The 23546-nt window shown below is 53.9% G+C and carries 20 protein-coding genes and 1 tRNA gene; 5 read left to right on the top strand and 16 right to left on the bottom strand.

What is annotated here, in order from left to right; translation table 11 throughout:
- Positions 1–83: 83 nt before the first annotated feature.
- The 9 genes from CX651_RS17690 to CX651_RS17650 form a co-directional block, all read right to left on the bottom strand.
- Positions 84–159, bottom strand: a tRNA-Lys gene (locus CX651_RS17690).
- Between the two features lie 137 nt (positions 160–296).
- The gene (gene ybgF / locus CX651_RS17685) at positions 297–1025 is read right to left on the bottom strand and encodes a tol-pal system protein YbgF (protein ID WP_071237979.1); all 729 of its coding nucleotides are present in this window, start codon (positions 1023–1025) and stop codon (positions 297–299) included.
- A 26-nt stretch (positions 1026–1051) separates the two neighbouring features.
- Positions 1052–1591, bottom strand: a complete 540-nt coding sequence (pal, locus tag CX651_RS17680; protein WP_071237978.1) for a peptidoglycan-associated lipoprotein Pal — start codon at positions 1589–1591, stop codon at positions 1052–1054.
- Positions 1592–1615: 24 nt separating this feature from the next.
- Positions 1616–2941: a Tol-Pal system beta propeller repeat protein TolB gene (gene tolB / locus CX651_RS17675; protein WP_071237977.1), complete on the bottom strand. Its 1326-nt coding sequence runs from the start codon at positions 2939–2941 to the stop codon at positions 1616–1618.
- 9 nt (positions 2942–2950) lie between these two features.
- On the bottom strand, positions 2951–3910 hold the full coding sequence (gene tolA, locus CX651_RS17670; protein WP_101057274.1) for a cell envelope integrity protein TolA: 960 nt from the start codon (positions 3908–3910) through the stop codon (positions 2951–2953).
- Positions 3911–4348, bottom strand: a complete 438-nt coding sequence (tolR, locus tag CX651_RS17665) for a protein TolR (protein WP_071237975.1) — start codon at positions 4346–4348, stop codon at positions 3911–3913.
- Positions 4345–5034 (bottom strand): protein TolQ, encoded by a 690-nt coding sequence (gene tolQ, locus CX651_RS17660; RefSeq protein WP_025011953.1) that lies wholly within the window; start codon positions 5032–5034, stop codon positions 4345–4347. Before tolQ ends, tolR begins: the two co-directional genes overlap by 4 nt.
- Positions 5024–5425 (bottom strand): tol-pal system-associated acyl-CoA thioesterase, encoded by a 402-nt coding sequence (gene ybgC, locus CX651_RS17655; RefSeq protein WP_025011952.1) that lies wholly within the window; start codon positions 5423–5425, stop codon positions 5024–5026. The genes tolQ and ybgC overlap by 11 nt, the downstream gene beginning before the upstream one ends.
- 128 nt (positions 5426–5553) lie before the next feature.
- Positions 5554–7731 (bottom strand): prolyl oligopeptidase family serine peptidase, encoded by a 2178-nt coding sequence (locus CX651_RS17650; RefSeq protein WP_101057272.1) that lies wholly within the window; start codon positions 7729–7731, stop codon positions 5554–5556.
- 553 nt (positions 7732–8284) lie between these two features.
- On the opposite strand from CX651_RS17650, the gene CX651_RS17645 reads away from it, so the two are divergent.
- Entirely contained in the window at positions 8285–8704 is a 420-nt protein-coding gene (locus tag CX651_RS17645; RefSeq protein ID WP_101057270.1) for a hypothetical protein, read from the top strand.
- Between the two features lie 123 nt (positions 8705–8827).
- On the opposite strand, the gene CX651_RS17640 is transcribed toward CX651_RS17645, so the two are convergent.
- Together CX651_RS17640 and yegD are read right to left on the bottom strand one after the other, a co-directional pair.
- The gene (locus CX651_RS17640; protein ID WP_101057268.1) at positions 8828–9319 is read right to left on the bottom strand and encodes a CreA family protein; all 492 of its coding nucleotides are present in this window, start codon (positions 9317–9319) and stop codon (positions 8828–8830) included.
- 37 nt (positions 9320–9356) lie between these two features.
- Positions 9357–10730, bottom strand: coding sequence for a molecular chaperone (gene yegD / locus CX651_RS17635; protein ID WP_101057266.1), 1374 nt, complete (start codon positions 10728–10730; stop codon positions 9357–9359).
- Between the two features lie 475 nt (positions 10731–11205).
- Between yegD and ppk1 the strand changes: the two genes are divergently transcribed.
- Together ppk1 and ppx are read left to right on the top strand one after the other, a co-directional pair.
- Entirely contained in the window at positions 11206–13341 is a 2136-nt protein-coding gene (gene ppk1 / locus CX651_RS17630; RefSeq protein ID WP_373296840.1) for a polyphosphate kinase 1, read from the top strand.
- Between the two features lie 16 nt (positions 13342–13357).
- Positions 13358–14848 carry an exopolyphosphatase gene (gene ppx, locus CX651_RS17625; RefSeq protein ID WP_257580045.1) on the top strand — a complete coding sequence of 497 codons (1491 nt, stop codon included), beginning with the start codon at positions 13358–13360 and terminating at the stop codon, positions 14846–14848.
- A 59-nt stretch (positions 14849–14907) separates the two neighbouring features.
- Here ppx and CX651_RS17620 read toward each other — a convergent pair whose 3' ends face one another.
- Positions 14908–15789 carry a hypothetical protein gene (locus CX651_RS17620; protein WP_189577797.1) on the bottom strand — a complete coding sequence of 294 codons (882 nt, stop codon included), beginning with the start codon at positions 15787–15789 and terminating at the stop codon, positions 14908–14910.
- Between the two features lie 57 nt (positions 15790–15846).
- On the opposite strand from CX651_RS17620, the gene CX651_RS17615 reads away from it, so the two are divergent.
- A complete protein-coding gene (locus CX651_RS17615; protein WP_101057261.1) occupies positions 15847–16026 on the top strand; it encodes a hypothetical protein in 180 nt (59 codons plus the stop codon).
- A 3-nt stretch (positions 16027–16029) separates the two neighbouring features.
- Here the strand turns inward: CX651_RS17615 and CX651_RS17610 are convergent, their stop codons facing one another.
- The 3 genes from CX651_RS17610 to trhO all read right to left on the bottom strand — a co-directional run bounded on the left by CX651_RS17610 (position 16030) and on the right by trhO (position 20464).
- A complete protein-coding gene (locus tag CX651_RS17610) occupies positions 16030–17667 on the bottom strand; it encodes an alkaline phosphatase (RefSeq protein WP_101057259.1) in 1638 nt (545 codons plus the stop codon).
- 14 nt (positions 17668–17681) lie between these two features.
- Positions 17682–19184, bottom strand: coding sequence for an alkaline phosphatase (locus CX651_RS17605; RefSeq protein WP_101057257.1), 1503 nt, complete (start codon positions 19182–19184; stop codon positions 17682–17684).
- A gap of 299 nt (positions 19185–19483) precedes the next feature.
- Complete coding sequence (trhO, locus tag CX651_RS17600; RefSeq protein ID WP_045283770.1) at positions 19484–20464, bottom strand: oxygen-dependent tRNA uridine(34) hydroxylase TrhO; 981 nt, start codon at positions 20462–20464, stop codon at positions 19484–19486.
- 306 nt (positions 20465–20770) lie between these two features.
- On the opposite strand from trhO, the gene CX651_RS17595 reads away from it, so the two are divergent.
- Entirely contained in the window at positions 20771–21451 is a 681-nt protein-coding gene (locus tag CX651_RS17595; RefSeq protein ID WP_101057255.1) for a glutathione S-transferase, read from the top strand.
- 55 nt (positions 21452–21506) lie between these two features.
- Here the strand turns inward: CX651_RS17595 and CX651_RS17590 are convergent, their stop codons facing one another.
- Entirely contained in the window at positions 21507–23294 is a 1788-nt protein-coding gene (locus CX651_RS17590; protein WP_101057254.1) for a SulP family inorganic anion transporter, read from the bottom strand.
- Between the last annotated feature and the right edge of the window lie 252 nt (positions 23295–23546).

Genomic DNA, 23546 nt, shown 5'->3' with positions numbered 1-23546 from the left:
AACCTTCGACCAATTGGTTAAAAGCCAACTGCTCTACCGACTGAGCTAACGACCCACTGAATGTTGTGGTCTATCCTTCCTGATGGTGGGTCGTGAAGGATTCGAACCTTCGACCAATTGGTTAAAAGCCAACTGCTCTACCGACTGAGCTAACGACCCATTCAAGTTTCGCCCCAGCAGGCAGTGCCGTGCTGAGGGCGCCTATAATACCGCTTTGTGATTCTCATGCAAGTGTAAATTCCCGATTTTTTGTCGTTTGCATGAAAAACAAACTGGGCGGATGTTTTTTAGTTAAATCATGGTTTAATTGCCGCCAGTTGCTGCTGTGCAATCCTTGCTGCAGCGCTGTTTGCGTACTGTTTCACCACTTGCTGATAGTAGTTCTTCGCCGCCGTTTTATCGCCGGTTTTCTCGGCGATCAGCCCAAGTTTAACCAGACTGTCGGCCCGCTTACCCGATTCCTTGAAGTTATCGACCACATTGGCAAAAGCAGTTTTGGCGTCGGCAAATTCATTCTTATTATAGAGCAGTTGCCCGAGCCAATAGTTGGCGTTATCGGCAAAGCCCGAATTGGGATACTGCTTGATAAAGTCACGAAATGCCGGAATTGCAGCGTCGTACTGGCGCTCTTTCAGTACCAGATCGACCGCCCTTTGATAGCTGTCGGTCTCGGACAAAGAGGAGCTGGCCACCACATTGGATGAAGTTTGACTGATGGCGGGCGCCGCCGGTTTGCTCTGCAAGTTGGCGATTTCGTCATAGAGCTGGCGCTGACGCTGCAACATCTGGTTGATCTGATAGTTCTGTTGTTCGGTCAAGCCTCTGAGTTCCAGCACCTCTTGTTGCAGAGTATCCATTCTGCGCATGGTCTCAAATTCAGCTTGCTGACGAGCCTTGATGATCCGCTCAAGGCGGGCGATGCGATCCTCACTGGAACCGCCGCCAATGTCTTCAACGGGCGCAGGGGCCGCATAAGCGACCCCAGTTCCCAGAAGCATGGCCGTGATAATAACGGCTTTCTTCATTCTTCAATATCCCTCTAATGCCGGGATCAGTACACCAGCACAGCGCGACGGTTCTTGGCAAAACCTTCGTCTGTGTGGCTCATATCCAGCGGCTTCTCTTCACCATAGCTGACAATGCTCATCTGGCTTGGCAGTACGCCCATACCCTGCAGGTACTTGGCTACAGCCTTGGCGCGGCGCTCACCCAAAGCTATGTTGTACTCTGGAGTACCACGCTCGTCGGCGTGGCCTTCAATTAACACGCGTACGTTAGGATGTTCAACCAGATAAGTGCCGTGGGCTTCCAGAATTTCAGCAAATTCTGTTTGCACTTCACTGCGGTCAAAATCAAAGTAGATGATGTGTTCTTTACGCAGTTCCTGGAACTTGAGGCGCTGCTGCTCTTCCGGGCTCAAAACCGGATTGGCACCACCGATTTCCACACCGCCGGCACCACTGCCGTACTCGCTGCCGGAAGTTGTCGAACCGCTGGCGTCCGTTTCTGATTCTGAAGTTGAGCTACAGGCACCCAGAGCCAGTAATGGCGCAGCGATTACGATTGCCTTAAACAACTTGTTGAGATCCATCATGTTATCCTTCTGAAATATAAGTTATAGAAACGGTGACCAAGCGGGTGATTTCACCTCGCCCTGCCCCACAGGCAACCGCGCCTTGAAACGGCCATCGACAGATACCGCTGCCAGCACCTGCTTGCCGTTATAGGTAGTGCCATAAATCACCATGGTGCCGTTAGGGGCAACACTGGGTGATTCATCGAGCCGGGTTGAAGTCAACACCTGCATAAAACGCGTCTGCAGATCCATACGGGCAATATTGTATTTGCCGTTGGTTCTGTTGACGAAAATCATACTGCGGCCATCAGGGGTCACAGTTCCCCCCAGGTTCCACTCACCTTCGAATGTCAGGCGAGTCACCTTGCCTGAGGCCAACTCTACCTGATATAGCTGGGGCCTGCCACCCCGCTCGGAAGTGAACAGCAGCGACTTGCCATCGGGGAACCAAGTGGCTTCAGTATCAATGGCATAGTGGTTGGTGATCCGCTTGAGCGCACCTGTGGCAATCTCTACTACATAGACCTCAGGTTGACCGTCGCGGGACAGAGTCAGCGCCAACTTGCTGCCATCGGGCGAGAAGCTTGGCGAGCCGTTGATGCCGGGGAAGCTGGTAACCTTGGTGCGGCTCTGGCTATAGATATCCTGAACAAACACTTCAGCCTTTTTGTTTTCAAAACTGACATAGGCCAGCTTGCGCCCGTCCGGAGACCAGGCAGGAGACATCAAAGGCTCAGGCGAGCGCAGCAGCATCTGTTCGTTGTAGCCGTCGTAGTCGGCAATCATCAGGCGGTAGGGATTCTTCTCCTGGTGATTCACCACCACATAGGCGATGCGAGTCAAAAAGGCACCGCGGATCCCGGTCAGTTTCTCATAAACTATATCGCTGATCCTGTGACCATACTGGCGAAACTGCGCTTCGCTGATAACGGTTTCGCGGCTATCCAGCAAGAGCTCGCTGCGGGACTGAGGGCCACCGGACTGCATCTGCGCCTTGACCAAGTCCACCAAATCAAAGCTCACCAGATACTTACCGGCGCCATAGGGTTTCACATAGCCCATCACCACAGCTTCGGCAGAGACATTTTTCCAGGCTGCGGCATTGAACTCGTCCATCTTGCTGATGGCGCGCTGGCCCAATGACAATTCATCCAGAGGCTTGAAGGTACCGCTGCGGGTCAAATCAGACATCACTACATCCGAAATCGACTCGGGAGCAGGCCCGGCGCCCTGCCAAACAAATGGCACCACGGCGATGGGACGCGCGGCGTCCACCCCTTCGGTGATCACTATATCCAGTGCCGCCTTAGCCGGTAGCACCAGCACGGCCAGCAAACAGATAAGACTCTTGGCAATTCGTTTCATGGGGCTCCCTTAGTTGAATTCCGGTCTAACTTCTAAATTAATCTCTTTCATCAGCTGATACACATCGGGCTCCTGGGAAACCGGCAAACGCCCGGCTTTATTGATAGCGGCCTTGGCGGCGCGACATACCACAGGATCCCCTTCAATGATCTGGCTGTTGGTGACAAAGCCATCTTTGGCCAGACGCACCTTAACCTTACAGACTCTGCCGCGCATCGACTCGTCCACCACCAGATTGCGCTGAATAGTGGCGGTGATCATCGCCCGGTAACGGTCGACTTCACTCATGACCTGACGATTGCGGGTAGCAGACAAGGCGGCTTGCTCGGCGGCCAGCGCCTCGGCCAACTCCTGCTCCTGACGGCGACGGGCCTCTTCCTCGGCCTTGCGTTTACGCTCGGCTTCCTCTTTGGCCTTACGCTCAGCCTCTTTGCGTTTGCGCTCCTCTTCCGCCTTCTTGGCGGCGGCTTCTTCAGCCTTGCGTTTCTGCTCGGCCTTCAAGGCAGCCTCTTCAGCTTCTTTACGCTGTTGCTCCTTGGCCTTACGCTCGGCCTCGGCTTTCTGGGCTTTTTCTTTCTCCTGCTGCTCTTTCAGCTTGGCAGCCTTGGCAGCGTCGGCAGCTTTCTGGGTCTCCAGCTCTTTTTGCTTGCGCTCGGCTTCCAGCTTGCGGATCCGTTCCTGCTCCTGCTCGCGGGCCTTCTTGGCTTCATTGGCCTGGCGATCCAGCTCCTGCTGCCGTTCGCGCTCGCGGCGCTCGGCGGCGGCCTTGTCCTGTTTCAGCTTCTGGACATAGTCATCCACTTTCTGCTGATCGACCACCACGGCCTGCACAGGCGCAGATTGCGCCTGGGTGGGCTGCGGCTTTGGCTTGTCATGAAAGTCCACGCCCATGGCCAGAATCGCAATAACCCCAATATGCAGCACAGCTGAGATGATAAAGGGGACAGTAAAATCAGATTTCCCAGCCACTTACTTCTCCTCTGGCGAATCTGTCATCAAACCGACCGAAGGCACGCCGGCATGTTGCAGCGATACCATCAGTTGAATTACCCGCTCGTAGGGAATGGCACGATCGCCCTTAACCACCACGGGGCGATCCGGCTCCATTTGGATGATGGCGCTGACCCGGGTGCTGATCTCTTCCAGATCCAGCACCTCATTATTGGGTGAGCCACCCAAGTCGAGAAAATACTCACCCTCGGCATTGATGGAGGCCACCACAGGCGGCTTGCTGTCGGCGGGCAGCGGCTCGGCCTCACCCTGAGGCAAGTCTACTTTCACCCCTTGAGTCACAATCGGCGCCGTCACCATAAAGATGATCAGCAGCACCAACATCACGTCGATATAGGGCACCACATTGATTTCAGCGACGGGGCGACGCCGCTTGCGCTGATATCCCTGCATCATACGGCTTCCTTATCGCTGTATGCCTGACGGTGCAATATGCCGGAGAACTCTTCCATAAAGTTGGCGTAGGAAGACTCGACCTTTTCCACCTGAGTAGAGAATCTGTTGTAGGCGATAACCGCAGGAATGGCGGCGAACAGGCCCATGGCGGTAGCAATAAGCGCTTCGGCAATACCCGGTGCCACCATGGCCAGGGTGGCATTTTCCACCGCGCCCAAGGCGATAAAGGAGTTCATGATCCCCCAAACTGTCCCAAACAGGCCGATATAGGGACTGGTGGAGCCTATGGTTGCCAAGAGTGGCAGATGGGTTTCCAGCTTATCCAGCTCTTTGGAGAGGGAGATCCGCATGGCGCGATAGCTGCCATCCATAATGGCTTCTGGCACCCGACCGTTCAGTTTTGAGAGGCGGGCGTATTCCTTAAAACCGGATACGAACATGGACTCAAGCCCTGAGTTACTTTCCTGGCGAGCCGACAGCTCCTGGTATAAACGATTGAGATCCACACCGGACCAAAATTTCTCTTCGAAGCGTTCGGCATTTTGCCTGGCCGCTTTCAGGAGTTTGCGCCTCTGGATAATCACAGCCCAGGACGCGATAGACAGAGACAATAAGGTGAGCATCACCAGTTTTACCAACAGACTGGCCTGCATGAATAATCCAATAAACGAAATCTCAGCTTCCACCTTTTTTAAACTCCTGCAAAATGTGTTGGGGAATGGCCAATGGCCGCATGCGCTCGAGCGAAATACAGGCAACCAGAATGCTGGCCGCGCAATAACACTCACCCTCGGCATCTACCAGGCGCTGTTCAAACACCAAAGATGCCCGCTTCACTTCTGAGACACGGGTTTCCACCCAAAGGTTCTGCTCAAATCGCGCCGCCTTGCAGAAATCCAGCTCGGCGTGGCGTACCACAAAGGCGATATCCTGCTGCAACAGGGCGGTTTGGCTCACCGACATAGACCTGAGCCACTCACTTCGGGCTCTTTCAAAAAATTTCAAATAGTTGGAATGGTAAACCACCCCACCCGCGTCTGTGTCTTCATAATAGACAGTGATAGGCCAACGAAACATGCTTCCACTTGCTTTTAATGCGCCAAAAGTGAGGCCTACTATACCTTATCCACAATCCGCTTGTGAATGGCGGAAAAAGCAAAGGGGCCCGCAGGCCCCAGTTTATTTTTTCAAGGCTTAACTTAAGCTTAACCGTCGATTTTGCTCGGCAGGGTCAAGCCAAAGTTGTGCCACAGGAAGGTGAAGATATCCGCCGCTTCATCTATCTTCATCGCCGTGGGTTTACCTGCACCGTGACCGGCATTGGACTCGATACGCATGATAACCGGCTGATCCCCCTGTTGCTTGGCCTGCATCATGGCGGCAAACTTGAAGCTGTGCAGCGGCACCACCCTGTCGTCGTGATCGGCTGTCATCACCATGGTCGCAGGATAAGCCTGAGACTTGACGTTGTGATATGGCGAGTAAGCCAGCAACGCCGGGAACTGCTCTGCATTGTCGGCACTGCCGTATTCACTGGTCCAGGCCCAGCCTATAGTGAACTTGTGGAATCTGAGCATATCCAGTACCCCAACGGCGGGCAGCACGGCGGCAAACAGATCCGGTCTTTGGGTCACGGCGGCGCCCATCAACAAACCACCATTACTGCGGCCATAGGCGCCAAGCTTGCTCTTATTGGTATAGCCCTGATCCAGCAGGTATTCGGCAGCGGCAAAATAGTCGTCAAACACATTTTGCTTCTTGTCGAACATACCGGCCTGGTGCCAGCTCTCACCATATTCAGCGCCGCCACGCAGGCTGGGCACAGCATAGATGCCGCCCATATCCAACCAAGCGATATTGGCCGGGCTGAATCTTGGGGTCATGGAGATGGCAAAACCACCATAGGCGTACAGGAGTGTCGGGTTAGTGCCGTCTTTCTTCAGCCCTTTCTTGTAGGACAGCATCATGGGCACCTTGGTACCGTCCTTGCTGGTGTAGAACACCTGCTCGGATACATAATCATCCGGATTGAAGGCGATTTTAGGGCTCTGGTACAGCTCGGACTCACCTGTCTTGAAGTCAAACTTATAGGTGGTCTGCGGCTGCACATAGCTGTTGAAAGTGTAATAGAAGTAGTCTTTGCTGCGTTTGCCGTATGGGCCGGCAATCTTGCCTTTGCCAGGCAGAGTCACGTCCTGGCGCTTGACGCCGCCCATGGAGTAGATGGACAGCTGCCCCAGCACGTCATGCAGTGAGCTCACCACCAGGTGATCATTGATGATACCAACACTGGCGATAGGGTCCTTTGTCTCAGGGATCACTGTCTTCCAGTCTTTTTTGGCCGGGCGGCGTAAATCTATCGCAATCACTTTGCCGTTGGGGGCATCGAGATCTGTCTTGAAGTAGAACACTGACTTGTCGTTGCCGATAAAGCTGTACTCGGCTTCCAACTCGGAAATCAGCTCGACCACTTCCGCTTTGGGATCTTTGAGTGACTTATAGAAGAAGCGGTTGCGGCTGTCGGTCCCTTGAGAGATGGACAGCAGCAGATAGTCACCGTCTTCAGAAACACCGATACCAAAGCCCCAGTCCTTGTTTTGTGGCCTTTGATAAACCAGCTTGTCCTGGCTCTGATCTGTGCCCAGCTTATGGTAGTAAACCTTCTGGTTGAAGTTGACATCGGCCATCTTGTCTCCGCCGGCCGGGGCATCATAGCGGGCATAGAATACGCCTTCATTGGCGTGATCCCACACGGCAGAGGAAAACTTGATCCACTCCAGTTTGTCGCTGAGCAGCTTGCCGCTGGCAATATCCATAAACTGCCACTGTTGCCAGTCGGAGCCGGACTCAGAGACACCATAGGCCAGCACCTTGCCATCGTCACTCACTGACACGCCGGACAGGGCAACTGTGCCCTTGTCGGAGAAAGCGTTGGGGTCCAGCAACACCTTCTCATTACCTTGCTTGTCTTTGACATAGAGCACTGACTGGGCCTGCAGACCGTCGTTGCGGTAGTAGAAGGTGTTGTCACCCTTTTCGAAAGGAGCAGAGATTTTTTCGTAGTTCCACAGGGTGGTGATCCTGTCGACTACCGCCTGCTTGTTGGGGATAGCCGACAGATACTCCTGTCCAAAAACCTGCTGAGCCTTGACCCAGGCTTCGGTTTCCGGAGTGCTTTCTTCCAGGTGGCGATAAGGATCGGCAACCTGAACACCGTGAATGTTTTCAACCAGCACTTCGGCGCGGGTCGCCGGATACTGGGACTTAACGGTAGCCAGCGCATTCTGACCATTTGGAGTATCTGTGCTCTGGCAGGCGCCGAGCGCCAGGCTCAAGCCAACCGCCAAAAGCATAGGGCGAGCCAATTTTGTAGTTATTGTCATGGAAACTTCCTGTCCGACTAAATAAAGAGGCGTACAGCGGCGTTTTAGCAAAAAATGCAAACGCAGCGACTTGCAAAGTACTATACAAGCAAAAAAAACCGACACAATCGTCAAATGACAATCTGTGCAAGGATTGAACAATGACAAATGTTAATAAAACGGCAACAAGGATTAATTATATAAATTGCAAATTTATGCAGCGACATTGATTAAAGAAGCGAAACGCGGGCTATAACTGCATTTACGTGATTTACATCACCTTTGTAGCATTAGTTTTATTTATCTCATGACGTAGTTTTTCTCGCTTGTTGCTGACACATTCTGTCACTAAAATATGCCTCGTTTTCAGGAAGTATTTACCCCGGTAAATATGAAAACCAAGAACTTCAAAACTGTTGTGTAGTTTTCATGGCAGTTTTCCCTGGTTCTTATGCTTGACTTCCTTCCTTCAATTTGTTGATTGCAATGATTTAATTTTTGCGGCCCACTTGTTTCAAGTGGGCTTTTTTTTATGTTTTAATCGCCACCTTTCCCAAAGACAACAAGGACCCGTATGTCACTGCTGCGTATATTGCTTGCTTACCTGTTACTGCTGGTCGGCGCTTTTTCAACTTATGTCTGTATTTTTGGTGCCTTCCAGAGCCTGCCGGAGCAACAACCGGCAAAATACTTTATGGTTATCTTCGGCGCCTTGCTGGCGGCTGTCAGCCTCACCCTCGCCGGTTTTCTCAACCGCCGCCGTAACTGGTGCCGCTCCAGCGGTATCGCCTTGTTGGCGGCAGCAGGTTTGGCGCTTCTAATCCTAGTGTCCGATGCAGCATACCAAGACAAGGCCCAGTTGCCGCCGATGATCGCCTTAAACGATTATACGGTCGGTGGGCCCGTGATTACTTTGGTGCTGATACTCGGTGGCCTACTGCTATGGCGAGGCATAAAGCAGAATCAAGGGGCTGATAACCTTCATTCAAATTAATTAAGGCTAGCTGAACAGGGAGCAGACCAAGTCTCCTCTAGCCATCACCGCCTCTATGTAAGATAGTGCAATGAAAAAGAAGCAAAAGCCTATTCCCTGGTGACTCTTACCTGCCCCCCGGAACTATCTGTTTAACGCCTGTGGCCTTGGCTCGTAGGCGTCGGTTCCCCACAGCGGCACAGTGGACAGGGCGTGCTTGTGGCTACCGTTGGTTTCTTTGGTGGAATAGGACAGATACAGGAGTGTCTGGTGTTCACTGTCATAGATACGCCTCACCTTGAGGCTCTTGAACAAGATGCTCAAGGACTCGGTAAACACTATCTCGCCCTTCTTCCCCAGTTCAATACCGGCCAGTTGCGTCTTGGTTATCGGCCCTGTCTGGCGACAGCTGATACTCATATCCGATGGGTCGGCAAAATCCAGATTGGCCTCTATGCGACTGATATGACAGGTAACACCGGGCAGTTTGGGATCTGTCTTGGCATCTATGATCACATCTTTGGTGGTAAATACGCCCAGGCTGACCTTGCCTACATCATCGCCGCAGCCGGCGAGCAAGCTTGTCGCCACAGTAGCGACCAAGGCGGCCAAGAGTGGCGTTTTTTTCAGTGCCATGAAGAGTCCTCTTTCAATCAAAGTGCAATAATTGCGACTAACGGTACAGGCGCTCGGCCCAGCGGGTCAAGCCGGCCACCACAGAGCCGAAGTGATCGCCACTGACCAAAGCCACATCAGGGAAACGCGCGCGGATCTGCTCGGTAATATACGGGCTCTTGGCGCTGCCACCTGTGAGATAAATGACATCCGGCTGACATCCCCCTTCCGTCAAAGCCTGGGTGATAAGTTTGTGCACCGTTTCGAGCGATTCATCGATGGCGGCCACAAAGGTGGCGGCATCGACATTCACAGTCAAGGGCCGCGGTTTGGGCGCTTCGACAAAACCTATATCCATAGCGGCTTGCTTACTGTCGCTCAGGGCGATTTTAAGCTGCTCGGCACTGCGCACCAAACGATAACCCAGCTGATCTTTTTGCACCTTCAATAAGCGCGCAAGTTTCGCCTGCTCTTTGGCATCCCGCTGCAGCTCTTCGATCAACTTGCGACTACTCAAGGCAGAGAATTCCCGCTGGGCACTGACATCGTTGACGGCGACCGCGTTCCAGAAGGGTTGCCTTGGCATAGGCTTGCCTGTGTTCAAGGCGCTGCCGAGCCCCAAGTGCGGCATAAAACCGGCCATCGCCAGGGCGATATCCAGATCGTTGCCCCCTACCCTTTGACCACTGTGGCCCAGGCAGTCGTCACTGCGATCTTTCTTGTCTTTAAGCTCAGGCCCCATGCGTACAAAGGAGCAGTCGCTGGTACCGCCACCAATATCCACCACCAGCACCCGCTGCTCCCGGGTGAGTGTCGACTCAAACTCAAGGGCAGCCGCCATAGGCTCATACAAAAAAGCCACATCGGTGAACCCGGCGCGCCGGGCCCCCAGAGTCAAAATAGCCTCTGCTTGCTTGTTGCTCTGCTCGCCGCCAATGCCCTGAAAGTTAACCGGCCGCCCGATCACCACCTGGGAAATTGCCTGTTTCAGGCTCTGCTGCGCCCGGGTATGAATTTCCTGCATCATCAGGGTGACGATATCTTCAAACAGCGCCATCTGATTGCTGAGCAGGCCCGAAGCGCCGAGGAAGGACTTGGGCGAGCGAACATAGAAGCCCTCTTCCGGCATCTCCATATAGGTTTCAATCGCCTGATTGCCGATGAATACCGCTTGCTCGTTGGCAAGCAAGTCCAGCTCCAGGCGCGCCATTCGGGCGCGACTCAGCTCGGCAGTACGTTTGGGTTTGAAATCAGCCTGGGCCGCCAAAGGCAAGCGCTGCAGCACAGACTCGGAAATGAGTTCGCGCTCCATGGCATAAATAGTCGATGGCATATAGTTGCCATCCTCGGCCAGAGGCAAGAGCCGGGTCTGGCCCCCATCCATTACGCCAATGGCGCAGTTGGCACTGCCATAGTCAAAACCTGCAAACATTCCGTCCTCCTGCTTTCGCTGGCTCTAAGTGGCCCGGGCGCCGCTTTTTGCTTTGAAGACAAAGCCTCAGCGCCCGCTCCCGGCCAGGAAACCGGCCGAGAAAAAAGGGCGCAACATAGCATAAGCAGGGCAGAAAACCCAATCGTCAATATCGCTCTCTTTGACCAAAGTGGGGGATTGTCATTCTTTCGACATAAATTCGCTCTACCCTTAGGGAACGCTTCTTGCGTTCTTGCGTTCTGGCAAAGGACAAAGGACTAAAACCATTTGCTGGAACCACGCCTTGTACCCAAGGCTATAAGCAGACGCGGAGCACACATGGGACTTGTTCGCACCTTCCTAAGCGCCGGCGCAACCCCGAATTCAAACCTGGGCCGGGCCCAAATAGCGTAAAACCAAGAAACTGCGCCCCGCCTTTATTCTCTGATTACAAGCGGATATCAGAGTGTTATTGTATATTTGCCGGGCTTTCTCTATGCCCGGCGTCTGCTCACGAGGAGTCTTTACCGTGTCACCGTCCGTCGAAAAATTTTCTCTGGATAAGGAGCTTTCCTGGTTGTCTTTCAATGAAAGAGTCTTGCAGGAAGCGGCCGATCCTCTGGTTCCTCTGGTGGAACGGGTTCGCTTTCTGGGCATATTTTCCAACAACATGGATGAGTTCTTCCGGGTCAGGGTTGCTGCGGTGCGCCGCTCGATTCTGTTATCCAGCCTGCAGGAAGGTCGCAACTCCAGTCGCCATTTGATGGCCAAGATCCAGACCAAGGTCCTGATACTACAAGAGCGTTTCGACGCCATTTACGGCGAGTTAATGCGGGAACTGGCAAGACACAGCATCTTTCTCATCAATGAGAAACAACTGAGCGATTTTCACAGCCAATGGTTGAAAAAGCACTTCAAGGATCAGCTCAAGCGCCACATCACTCCGCTTATCCTCAGCAACCGCTCCGAGCTGTTCAAACAACTCAACGATGACACCACCTATCTGGCGGTGTGCCTCTACAGCCGGGAAAAGCGTCAGTACGCCCTGGTGGAAGTGCCCACCAAAAATGTGCCGCGTTTCATCCAACTGCCGGCTGAAACCTCAAAGCGCCGCAAGCATTTGATCTTGCTCGATAACATAATAAGGCACTGTGTCGATGAGCTATTCTCCCCTTTCTTCGAATATGAAGAGATCGAAGTCTTCTCCATGAAGCTGACCCGCGACGCCGACTTCGATCTCACCGATGAGCTGGAACAGAGCCAGTTGGAAAAGCTCACCAAGGGCCTGAAAAAGCGCCTCACTGCCGAGCCGGTACGTCTGGTGTATGACAAAGAGATGCCGGAGCATATGCTGAGCATGCTTACGGCGCAGCTGAATATCTCCAATACCGAGTGCCTGATCCCCGGCGGCCGTTACCACAGCTTCAAGGACTTTATCGGCTTTCCCAATCCAGGGCGCAAATACCTGGAAAACGACAAGCTTCCGGCACTGGACTCGGCCGGATTCAGTGTCTGTGCCAACAAGTTTGACGCCATTCGCCGCGGCGACATCATGCTTTATTACCCCTATCACAAGTTTTCCCACTTTACCGAGCTGGTGCGCCAGGCGGCCTATGATCCTGCCGTCAAGTTCATCAAAATCAGCCTCTATCGGGTGGCGAGAAAGTCCCATATCATCCAGTCGCTGATAGATGCGGTGAAAAACGGCAAACAGGTCACCACAGTGATTGAACTCAGGGCCCGTTTCGATGAGCAGGCCAATATAGAGTGGAGCCGGGTGCTCGCCGAAGCCGGTGTCAAGGTGCACCATGGGATCCCAAGCTTGAAGGTCCATGCCAAAATGTGCCTTATCGGCCGTGAGGAAGGCGGCGCAATGCGCCTCTATGGCCACATTGGCTCGGGCAACTTCAACGAGGGTACGGCCAGGGTGTATACCGACCTTTCGCTGTTTACCGCCAATCAGGAAATTGCCGCCGAGATAGAACAGGTATTTGAGTTGATTGAGCACCCTTACAGACGGGATAACTTCCAGCATCTGATAGTTTCACCCTATGATGCGCGCCAGAAGCTGACCGGCCTTATCGAGCAGGAGATCATCAATGCCCAGAGCGGCATCAAGGCCGCCATCACCCTCAAGCTCAACAATCTGGTGGATGAGGCGATGATCCAAAAGCTATATGAAGCGTCCAGCGCCGGCGTCAAAATCCGTCTGCTTATTCGCGGTATGTGCGCGCTTATTCCCAATATTCCCGGGATCAGCAACAATATTGAGGTCGTCAGCATAGTGGACCGATTCCTCGAGCACTCGCGGGTGATGCTGTTCCACTCAGGCGGCGAAAACAAACTCTTTCTCTGCTCTGCCGACTGGATGGGGCGTAATATCGATAACCGTATTGAAGTCAGCACTCCGGTATATGATCCCGGTTTGAAGCAGATGATCCTCGATACCCTGGCGCTGCAATTTGCCGACAACATCAAGGCGCGGGTGATCAACAAAGATCAATCCAACCCCTACCGTAAGCGGGGCAACAAGCGTAAGGTAAGATCCCAAATAGCCATACATCAATATCTGGGCAACTACGAAAAACAGCGGCAACTGGATCTGGCCAAGCCCCAGGAACCGACACAATAGCAAAATGAGGACCACCTTGACTGCAACACCCAAGCATTTTGTCGCTGTGGATATGGGCTCCAACAGCTTTCATCTGGTGATAGCCCGCGAGCAGGATGGCAGCATTCAGATCCTGCATAAAGAGAAACGTCTGGTACAGTTGGCCGAAGGGCTGGATCAGGACAACAGGCTGGATAATGACGCTATAGCGCGCGGTCTCGCCTGCCTCAAGGATTTCAACCTCAGGTTTTCCACTCTGGATCAGGCCAGAGTCAGACTGGTGGCCACCCACACTCTGAGAGTCGCCCGTAACCGTGAGGCCTTTATCGAGGCTGCCAGGGCCATTATGCCCTACCCGGTCGAAGTGGTATCCGGCCATGAAGAGGCACGCCTTATCTACAAGGGCATAGCCCACAGCCAGGAGTTGGCAGAGCGCAACCTCATCATAGATATCGGCGGAGGCTCCACCGAAGTGGTGCTTGGCCACAAGACTCAGGCGCAGATACTCTCCAGCCTGCGCTGTGGCTGCGTCAGTTACAACCAGAAATACTTTGTCGACGGCAAGCTAACACTGGAGACCTTTCGCGCCGCCCAAGCAGCGGCCGATAAACAGTTTGCCTCACTGGCCAAGGAATATTTCAGTGGCCAGTGGGATCTCACTCTTGGCAGCTCAGGCAGTGTCAAGGCCATCTGCGAGGCGATGCAGCACTTCTTCAACGATGAAACCATCACTCTGCCCAGGCTCAAGCAGTTGAAGCAGCAGTTGCTCGACTGGGGGCATGTGGATCAGATTGAACTGCCGCAGGTGGACAGCAAACGTGCGCCTTTGCTACCGGCGGGGCTGGCTATCCTGATCAGCTTCTTCAAGAGGCTGCCGGTCACCGAGTTGCAGTTTGCGCAAGGGGCACTGCGCGAAGGCGTACTTTACGAACTTGCCGGGATCAGCCAATTCGGTGATGTCAGCGGTCGCACTGTCGAGAGCATGGCCAAACTCTATCATGTGGACTTGAACCATGCCGCCAAGGTGGCCACTTCCGCCAAACAGCTGTTTGATGCCGTGGCCGACTGTTGGCAACTCGAGCCCTGGCGCTCCCTGCTGGAACATGCGGTGAAACTGCATGAGATAGGGATCCATATCAACTCCCGCGCTCACCACAAACACGGTGCCTACATTATAGCCAATAGCGATCTGCCAGGTTTCAGCCAAGAGCAGCAACAGCTGCTGGCACTGCTGATTGGCAACCAGCGCAAAAAACCCAACCTGGAGGCGCTGGCACAACTGGAGCCCGCTCAGAAATTACGCCTAATCCGTTTAATGGCGCTGCTGCGCCTCGCCGTGTTGCTGAATCTCGGCCGTATCGCCCGCAGCTTGAAAATCACCCGGGTAAAACCCACGGCAACAGGGATGCAGATAAGCCTGCCCGAGCCGCGTCAACGCATCAGCCTGTTTGCCAAAGACCTGCAGCGGGAGCAAAAGCAGCTCGCCCCGTTGGGTTTTGAGCTGCAGATAAGTTATGCCGATAACTGACGTCCTGTGACTAGGCCCTTGTTATATCGGTAACTGGGGGTTAATCAGTGGCTATGATGTCAGTGGCTGTGATGCCCGCCTTCAAGCTGCTGCCCATCTGCCGAGTAGAAGCCTGAGCTGCCATGTTGAATAAAGCCCTGGGTGATCATCTTGGCAATAAAAGGGTCAGACTCACTGTCGCCCACATCGGCAAAGTCGAGGTCCTGGAAACCTGAGGTAAGCCGCTTGAAACTCTCCTGGCTCACAGGCGTCAGCTTGCTGAGCCGATAAACAATACGCTGCTCACCTTGAGTGATAGTCATCTCGGCCGGCAGCTCCAGCTCGCTTATCCAGCTCAATTGCAAAGACTGCGGCTCGGAGGCGCTTTTGTTCGCGTGACTATGGTTTTCTTCATGACCTGCGTCATGACTATGGCTTTGTTCATGACTCTTGCTCTTAAGGGAATAGCTCTGACGGGTGAAGCAGCTATCCTGCAGGCTTTGGCCCTTTTCAAATTGACTCAAGGCTGCAGGCGATATCAGATGAAACTGCCTATCGAGATCGGTGTGAATATTCAGCGCCAAGAGGTCACCACGGCGATAGCTGATAGAGCGTTTCTCCTGGGGGAAATAACGCACATACTCACCATTTTTATGCCAAGCCTCGTAGCTGACAGGGCTGCGTTGATAGATGATGGTATCGTCAAAGCGCGTCAGGGTCAGTTGCTGCTGCCTGGCCTGATCACCGCTGCCAACAGTGATCTGATAGCTGGCTTGAAAACGACCGGGGTTGGCGGCACAAACATTAGCATCATCGCCAATTGAGCCGCCCGCTTTGACATGGGCGTGCTCCTGGCTGCCAGGCTGGTTGCTGACAGACTGAGTATTGGCCATGGCAAACTGCCCCAGAGAAGCTGTGATCCCCAAAGTGAGTGACAGCGTGAGTGACAATGTGATTGACAATGTGAGTGGGCGACCAAGAACGCGAGGGGCTGTGCAATGAGCGGTTCGAGGAGCGATATGAAGCGCTACGCGGGGAAAAAAGGGAAACGCTGGCTTGAATGTTACACGGGACATAATAAACCTACTGATATGACTCTAAAACAAAAGACTAAAACCAAAGACCAAAACCAAAGAAGTAGCCTGATGCCCCTGCTTGAACCTAGGGATAAGCAGGGGCATCAGGCTGCGAAACGCTAAACTTTATTGCGCCGCGGCGGCCTCGGCCTTATTGACCAGGTCACCGGCAAAGTTCATCACATGGAAGATGTGGTTCTGCTCAACCGTACCCTGAACCAGGCTGGCACCCGGGCCGCGAGCGAAGATGGCCACATCTTCACCCGCATGGGTTTCACTTTCCAGCGGCACCAATGCCTCCTGATGGAACCCCACACTCTGGGTGTCTATGTAATTCAAATCCACCCGACCAGGCTCGGCGGCATAGTTGTAACGCTCATCGCCACCGGTCGCCAGCGAGCCAAAGCCCAGACCATTGGCATAACCAACCGTGGTATAAGGCATGCCGTTGGCATCGGTAGAGTTGGTGACCGACGGCTGACCGTTGGCATCGTTACTCTTCACCAGGCCCAGGATAGGATTACCTCGGGTCGGATAGCCGGCGATGGTGAACACATGGCTGTGGTCGGCGGTAACCATCAGCAAGGTGTCATTGGCCGAAGTCTTCTCCATGGCGACACGTACCGCCTCAGACAAGGCTATGGTGTCGTGCAGGGCGCGGGCCGCATTACCGGCATGGTGAGCATGGTCGATACGACCGGCTTCAACTATCAGGACAAAGCCTTTGTCGTTCTTTTTCAGAATATCGATACTCTTGGCCGTCATCTCTGCCAGAGAAGGCTCTCCGGTCACACCGGTCTCGACTCTGTCGTAGTCATATTCCATATGAGAGGAGTTAAACAGCCCCAGCGCATGCTCTGTGCTGCCGGTATCCATCGCCAGGAAGCTGTCACGGTCGGTAACGTAACTGGCGTTGGGGTACTGGGACAGCCACTCGGCGGTCAGATCGCGACCATCGTTACGCTTACCTGCTTTGCCTTCAGGATCGATAGTAGTGTTGGGAATAAACGCGCGGCGACCACCGCCCATAACCACATTGATCCCTTTGCCGTTATTGAAGTCCAGCATCTGGGCGGCAATATCTTTACAGCCGTTGGTGACGGCTTCGGCTGGCAAGTTGCTGTCCGCTTCCCAGTCGCGATCCGGCACATGGGCATAAGTGGCCGCCGGGGTCGCGTGAGTGATACGTGCCGTTGAAACCACACCGGTAGCCATACCCGCCATGGCGGCCAGCTCCAGCGAAGTCACCAGGTTTTGACCGCTGGCGGAGGAACAAACACCGCGCTCGACACCTTCAGCCTGTGAGATCACGCCAACGTCCGTCTTTACCCCGGTGACCATGGCCGTCATGGTGCCGGCCGAATCCGGGGTTTGACCATCGACATTATATGTCTTGGCCAGGCCAAGATAAGGCAGAGTCTCAAAGGAGAGTGAGTTTTCCTCTCCGGTCTGCCCCTTAAGCTGACCATCGAGGATCCGCGCCGCCGTCACAGTTGAAACGCCCATGCCATCGCCGACAAACAAGATGATGTTTTTCGCCGCACCCGCCTGGGTGTTATTGCTCATATTGGACGCCTTGGTGACGCGGTTTTGACCATCGACATACCATTGATTAACGGCGGTCCAGTCTTTTCCGTCACTGCCGTTGCTTCCATCCGTGCCCGGAGTGCCTGCGTTGCCGTCCTTGCCGTTGTCACCGTCACTTCCACAGGCCGCCAAGCCGAGAATCGCGGCCAAAGACAGTACCAGTAATTTCTTATTCATTTCCTTGCTCCCAATTAATACTTAGTACCGCCAAGCTCTTGGGCTTGATTGATAATGTGGAAAATCACGTTCTGCTCCATCACACCCTGCACCAGGTTGGCGCCGGGGCCTGTGGCATGCAAACTAATGTCTTCACCGGCGTGGGTTTCACTTCCCATAGGAATAAGAGCTTGTTGCATAAAGTCTTTGTCTTGAGTGTCCACTGAGGTCAGGTCGTCACGGTTCCCCACAACGGCGCCCGGGCCATTGGTGTAACCCAAGGTAGTGTATGGCTTACCATCGAGGGCAGTAGAAAGGTTTCCATCCACGCCGTGCACCAGACCCAGAATAGGGTTACCCCGCTTCGGATAACCTGCGATGGTGAACACGTGGCTGTGGTCGGCGGTGACCAGAATGAGCGTCTCTTCCGGGTTGGTGTTTTCGACCGCCGCCTTAACGGCGTTGGAGAGTTCCACCGCATCGGCCAGGGCGCGCTTGGCGTTACCGGCGTGGTGACCATGGTCGATACGACCCGACTCGACGATCAGCAGATAGCCCTTGTCATTCTTCTGCAAAATCTCGAGAGATTTCGCTGTCATCTCGGTCAATGAAGGTTCGCCGCCCACATCATCGGCGCGGTCCGCTTCATATTCCATGTGGGAGGAGTTGAACAAGCCCAGCAGGTGATCTGTAGTGCCGGCATCTATGGCGTCAAACTCTGTGCTGTTCCACACATAGGCGGCGTTGTCCAGGTTGTCGACCCAAGCCTTGGTCAAGTCCAGGCCATCCTTACGCTGGCCTTTCTTGTTCTCGCCATCTGTCACGGTTTCAGGGATAAAGGCGCGGCGACCGCCGCCCAGGGCAACTGACAGGGCATTGTCTTTATCGCGCATCACCATCTGGTAGGCGATATCTTTACACTCGTTGGCTACCGCCTCGGCAGGCAAGTTGGCGTCAGATTCCCAGTCACGCTCCGGGCTATGGGCATAGGTTGCTGCCGGAGTGGCGTGGGTGATACGTGCAGTGCTCACCACACCGGTAGATAAGCCTTTGGCATTGGCCAGATCCACCAGAGTCACCAGCTCATTACCTTTGGATGACAGGCAGTTGCCACGAAGGCTCTGTTCGGATACCGAAATCACCCCCGCTTTGGACTTTATCCCGGTCGCAATGGCCGTCATGGTGCCTGCACTGTCCGGTGTTTGCTGGTTGGTGTTATAGGTCTTGATCAATGCGGTATGGTCAAACTTCTCAAAACTCAGGAAATTCTCTTCACCACCCTGGTTACCGGCCAGCTGCTGCCCTTGGTAGATACGCGCAGCAGTCAAGGTGGAGATCCCCATACCGTCACCGACAAACAAAATGACGTTTTTGGCTTTTGCTTTTGATTCTAATCTAGCCTTGTCTGACACCCGCTGGGCGCTTTCCTTATACCAATGGCTGTCAGTTTGAACACTGGGTAACACGGCGCTGTTGGCCGCCATGGTTACCAGGCTGCAAGAGATCAACGCAGCTAATCTATTTTTCATCACTTTCATCATCCGTATTGGGTTGAAGTAAATTGGTCACAAGTAAAGGTAGTGCGGCCTGATTGTCGAAGATCCAGATGACAAATTTGGTTAATCAAGATTGCAGTTATGTGAAGGGCTTTGGCTGGGCAGCACAAATCAAAGGAAAAACCGGCTTGGGGCTCAAGACCCCTGAATGGGGATTGAGTGGGGGGAAGGCTGCTGTTTGTTCCGGCTCGAAAAACCATAGTGACTGGAGGAACCTAAATCATCTGTATATCAAAAAAGGAGCCAATGGGCTCCTTCGATGATTAGATTTCTTAGCGCTATCAGGAGGTTTGCTTGGCCTGCTCTTTCTGACGCTGTTTCTGCTCACGGCGCTTATGGATCACTTCTTTGACATCGGCGCCTATGTGAGCCTCACCGCGGCGCTTGGCCAGTTGCATCTGCCGCTCACGCTCGATAAATCGCCGGCGCTGCTTTTCATCCAGCTTATCTATGCAATGGGGACAGCTGACACCCTGCTCATAGGCCGGGCTCTGCATATCGGCCTCGGTTATCGGCATCCGGCAGGCATTACACTGATCGTACTGACCTTTTTGCAACTGATGATCCACTGAAACCCGGTTGTCGAAGACAAAGCATTCTCCCTGCCACAGACTCTGCTCTTCGGGCACTTCTTCCAGATATTTGAGGATCCCACCTTCAAGGTGATACACCTCATCAAAGCCTTGTTGCTTAAGGTAGGCGGTGGACTTTTCACAGCGGATCCCGCCGGTGCAAAACATGGCTACCTTCTTGTGCTTGGCCGGATCCAGCTGCTGCTTCACATATTCTGGGAACTCGCGGAAAGTCTCGGTCTCGGGATTGACGGCATTCTTGAAGGTACCAATTTGCACTTCATAGTCGTTGCGGGTATCAACCAGCAGCACATCGGGATCGGAGATCAGCGCATTCCAGTCTTTGGGTTTGACATAGGTGCCGACCACTTCTCTGGGATCTATGCCTTCCACACCCATGGTGACTATCTCTTTCTTGAGTTTGACCTTGGTGCGGTAAAACGGCATCTCATCATCAAATGAGCGCTTGGAGACGATATTATCCAGGCCATTCTGGGCATCCAACCAGGCCATCAGGGTATTGATGCCGCTTTCCGAGCCGGCCACTGTGCCATTAATGCCTTCGGCAGCCAGCAGCAAGGTGCCGCGAATGCCATTGTCTTCCATGGTCTCGAGCAACGGCTGACGCAAAGCCTCATAATCCGGCAGGGAAACAAACTTATATAAAGCGCATACAACTATTTTGGACATCATTACCTCAACTTCTGCTGGCTGGAACCTAATTTCCAGTGCATAACAGCCTCACCTTCTGGAACCTTCCTTAGGTGATCGGCCTCCCCAAATGGGGGCGCCATTCTATCCCAATCACAGTAGCGCAAATAGACAGCAAAAGTAGGGTTATTAGGCGATTTCTGAATCAAGTAGCCGTATCGTAACGACTTAATCCTCTATATGCCGTTATGGACAGCAACCTTGCCTGTCACCCGAGTCATTCCTACAATGGCTGTTTTATTGAAATGCCAAGGGACTCTTGTGACTCAAGTAAGCAGTCAAACTATGCTGTACAGCTTTCGCCGCTGCCCCTATGCCATGCGCGCCAGACTGGGCTTGATTGCCGCCGACCAGTCTGTTGTGGTGCGGGAAATTCTGCTGAAAAATAAGCCGCAGGAGATGCTGGCCCTATCGCCGAAGGGCACAGTGCCTGTGATGCAACTCGCCGGTGGAAGGGTGCTTGACGAGAGTCTGGATATCCTCTTCTGGGCATTGGCGCAAGCCGATCCCCACTCATTGCTGCCGCAAAATCCTGAGGAAGAAAACCTTATCTCAGCCCTGATTGCAACCAATGACAGGGCATTCAAGCCTTTGCTGGACAGATACAAATACTTTGACCGTTACCCTGAATTCAGCCAGCAAAGCTATTTCGAGCAAGCGCTCCTATACTTGCTGCCACTGGAGCAGAGACTGGCTGAGGCTCAAGAACATCTCGGGCAGCAAAAGCTACAGGGGCAAAAAGAGCAACAACAGCAGGTCATGTTGCTCGGGCGTATGAGCGCGGCGGATCTCGCCATCTTCCCTTTTGTGCGCCAATTTGCCCATGTGGATAGAGCCAGGTTCAATGCAGCCCCCCTGCCCTGTCTGACTCAATGGCTGCAGGCCTGGCTCGAGCACCCCTGGTTTATCCGCGCCATGAAACCCAAGCCACTGTGGCTGGAAAGCGGCGAGCAACAGCCGCTTTAGCGCCTGCCGAGCAATCTTGGCAGGCGTTTGCGTGCTATCGGGAGCCCGCCAGGTTTTACAGGTGTGACGGTCTGGGGGCGCTGGTATCATCGCCGGCCAAACGCCGCACTTCGGGGGCCTGGCCCTCAGCGACCGCTTGTTTGTAGTTTTGATGCATACGCACCGCCAAGGCCAAATCAGGCCTGATGATCAAACCATCCTCCGCCACATCTATGCCACTGGCTTCACACCAGCTGAGCAGTTGACGTTTACGGCCCGCCAGTACCAGGCTGACACCGCGGCGCTTCAACAGGTGCGCCAAATCGGCAATCATGGCCATCACACTGATATCCAGATGACTGAAACAGGCCACCGCATCGACTATCACACAGTCCACCGGCTCGGGCTGATCTTTTAACCTGAGCAGCAACTGGCGTTTGAAATAACCTGCGTTGAAATAGGTCAAGGGTGAGTTGAAACGGTAGATCATGATCCCCGGGATCGCCGTAGCCTTGTCACTGCGGTCGATACTGCGCAGCACCCCTTTGCGATCGACACCGAGCAGCTGCTCCGAGGGTTTCATCACTACCCGGATAAATTGGAACAAGCCCAGCAGCACTGCCAGGGTGATCCCCGGGATCACCCCGATAAAGAGCACGGCCAACAGGGTGATCAACGCCAGGGTAAAGGCGCCGTTGTCACGCTTTCTCAGCTTCCAGATCCCCTTGATATCAATCAAAGAGAGCGATGCGATAACCAGCACCACCCCGAGCGCCGCCGAAGGGATATATTGCAGCGGCGCAGTCAGGAACAGGGCCACCAGGGCTATCAGCAGCGCCGCTATCACAGACACCAACTGCGACTTGCCGCCATTGGCATCATTAACCGCGGTGCGCGAATCAGCGCCGCTGATGGCAAACCCCTGAGACAGCGCCGAGGCGATATTGGCAAATCCAAGCGCGCGAAACTCCTTATCAGGATCTATATCGTAGCCGTTTTTGGCGGCAAAGCTGCGCGCCGTCAGCATCATGGAGACAAAGCTCACCATGGCAAGGTTAAGCGCCGGCATCACCAGTTCACGGCTGAGCCCCAAATCAAATACCGGTGCCTGAAACTCCGGCAGCCCCCCTTCAATAGTGCCGACCACCGCCAGTTGATACTGCTGCAAATCAAACAGCCATACCAATAATCCGGCCACCGCAATCGCTACCATGGAGGCAGGCAGTTGCGGCCGCAGACGCTTGACCAGCAGGAACACCAGCAAGGTGGCCAGACTCATGCCCAATGTTGGCCAGTGGGTGCGCGACAGATACTCGGCGCCGCCTGCCAGGCGCTCCAGCAAATAGCGGGAGTCGAAGCTAAAGCCAAAAATCTTCGAGAACTGGCCGACGATAATGGTTATCGCCACCCCGTTGAGCAGCCCCATCAAAATCGGCCGCGAGAGAAACTCGGCAAGCACCCCGAGCCGAAAGCGACTGGCCAGCAGGCACCAAATGCCCGTCATCAGGGTCATGGTCATCACCAACTGCCAGTGCACCTTGGCATCTCCGGCGGCCAGTGGCGTCACCACAGCAGCTATCACGGCGCAGGTTGCGGCATCCGGACCCACTATCAGTTGCCTCGATGTACCAAACAAGGCATAAATCAACATAGGTAAAATACAGGAGTATAGCCCGGCAACGGCGCTTACCCCGGTAAGCTGGGCATAAGCGATGGCCACAGGCAAGGCCACTGCGGTTACCGACAAGGCGGCACGCAGATCATCCCGCAACCATTCTTTTTGGTAATGCAGCAATCCTGCCAGCCCGGGAAGTGATTGAGTCAGCAACTCCCTGGTGTTCCATTGTGGAAAATTAACTCTCATATTCAGCACTCAACTCCATCAATTTAAGCGCATACTGTCCTGAGTGGATAATGTAGTGAGCTTATGCCAGGAAGTCATCCAGGGCGAAATAAAATATTCTCACGCCCCACCTTTCCATCTTCCTTTGTCAGTAATGTAAAGAAACGACTCAGGGGGATTGGCTAAGGAAGGCGCGAACAAGTCCCATGTGTGCTCTGCGTCGGCTTACGGGCCTGGATGCAAGGCGTGGTTCGCAGCAAATGCCCTAGTCCT

This window comes from Shewanella chilikensis (assembly GCF_002836945.1).
GTDB lineage: Bacteria > Pseudomonadota > Gammaproteobacteria > Enterobacterales > Shewanellaceae > Shewanella > Shewanella chilikensis.
The sequence above is the reverse complement of the archived record's forward strand: the minus strand, read 5'-3'. Positions and strand labels throughout refer to the sequence as shown.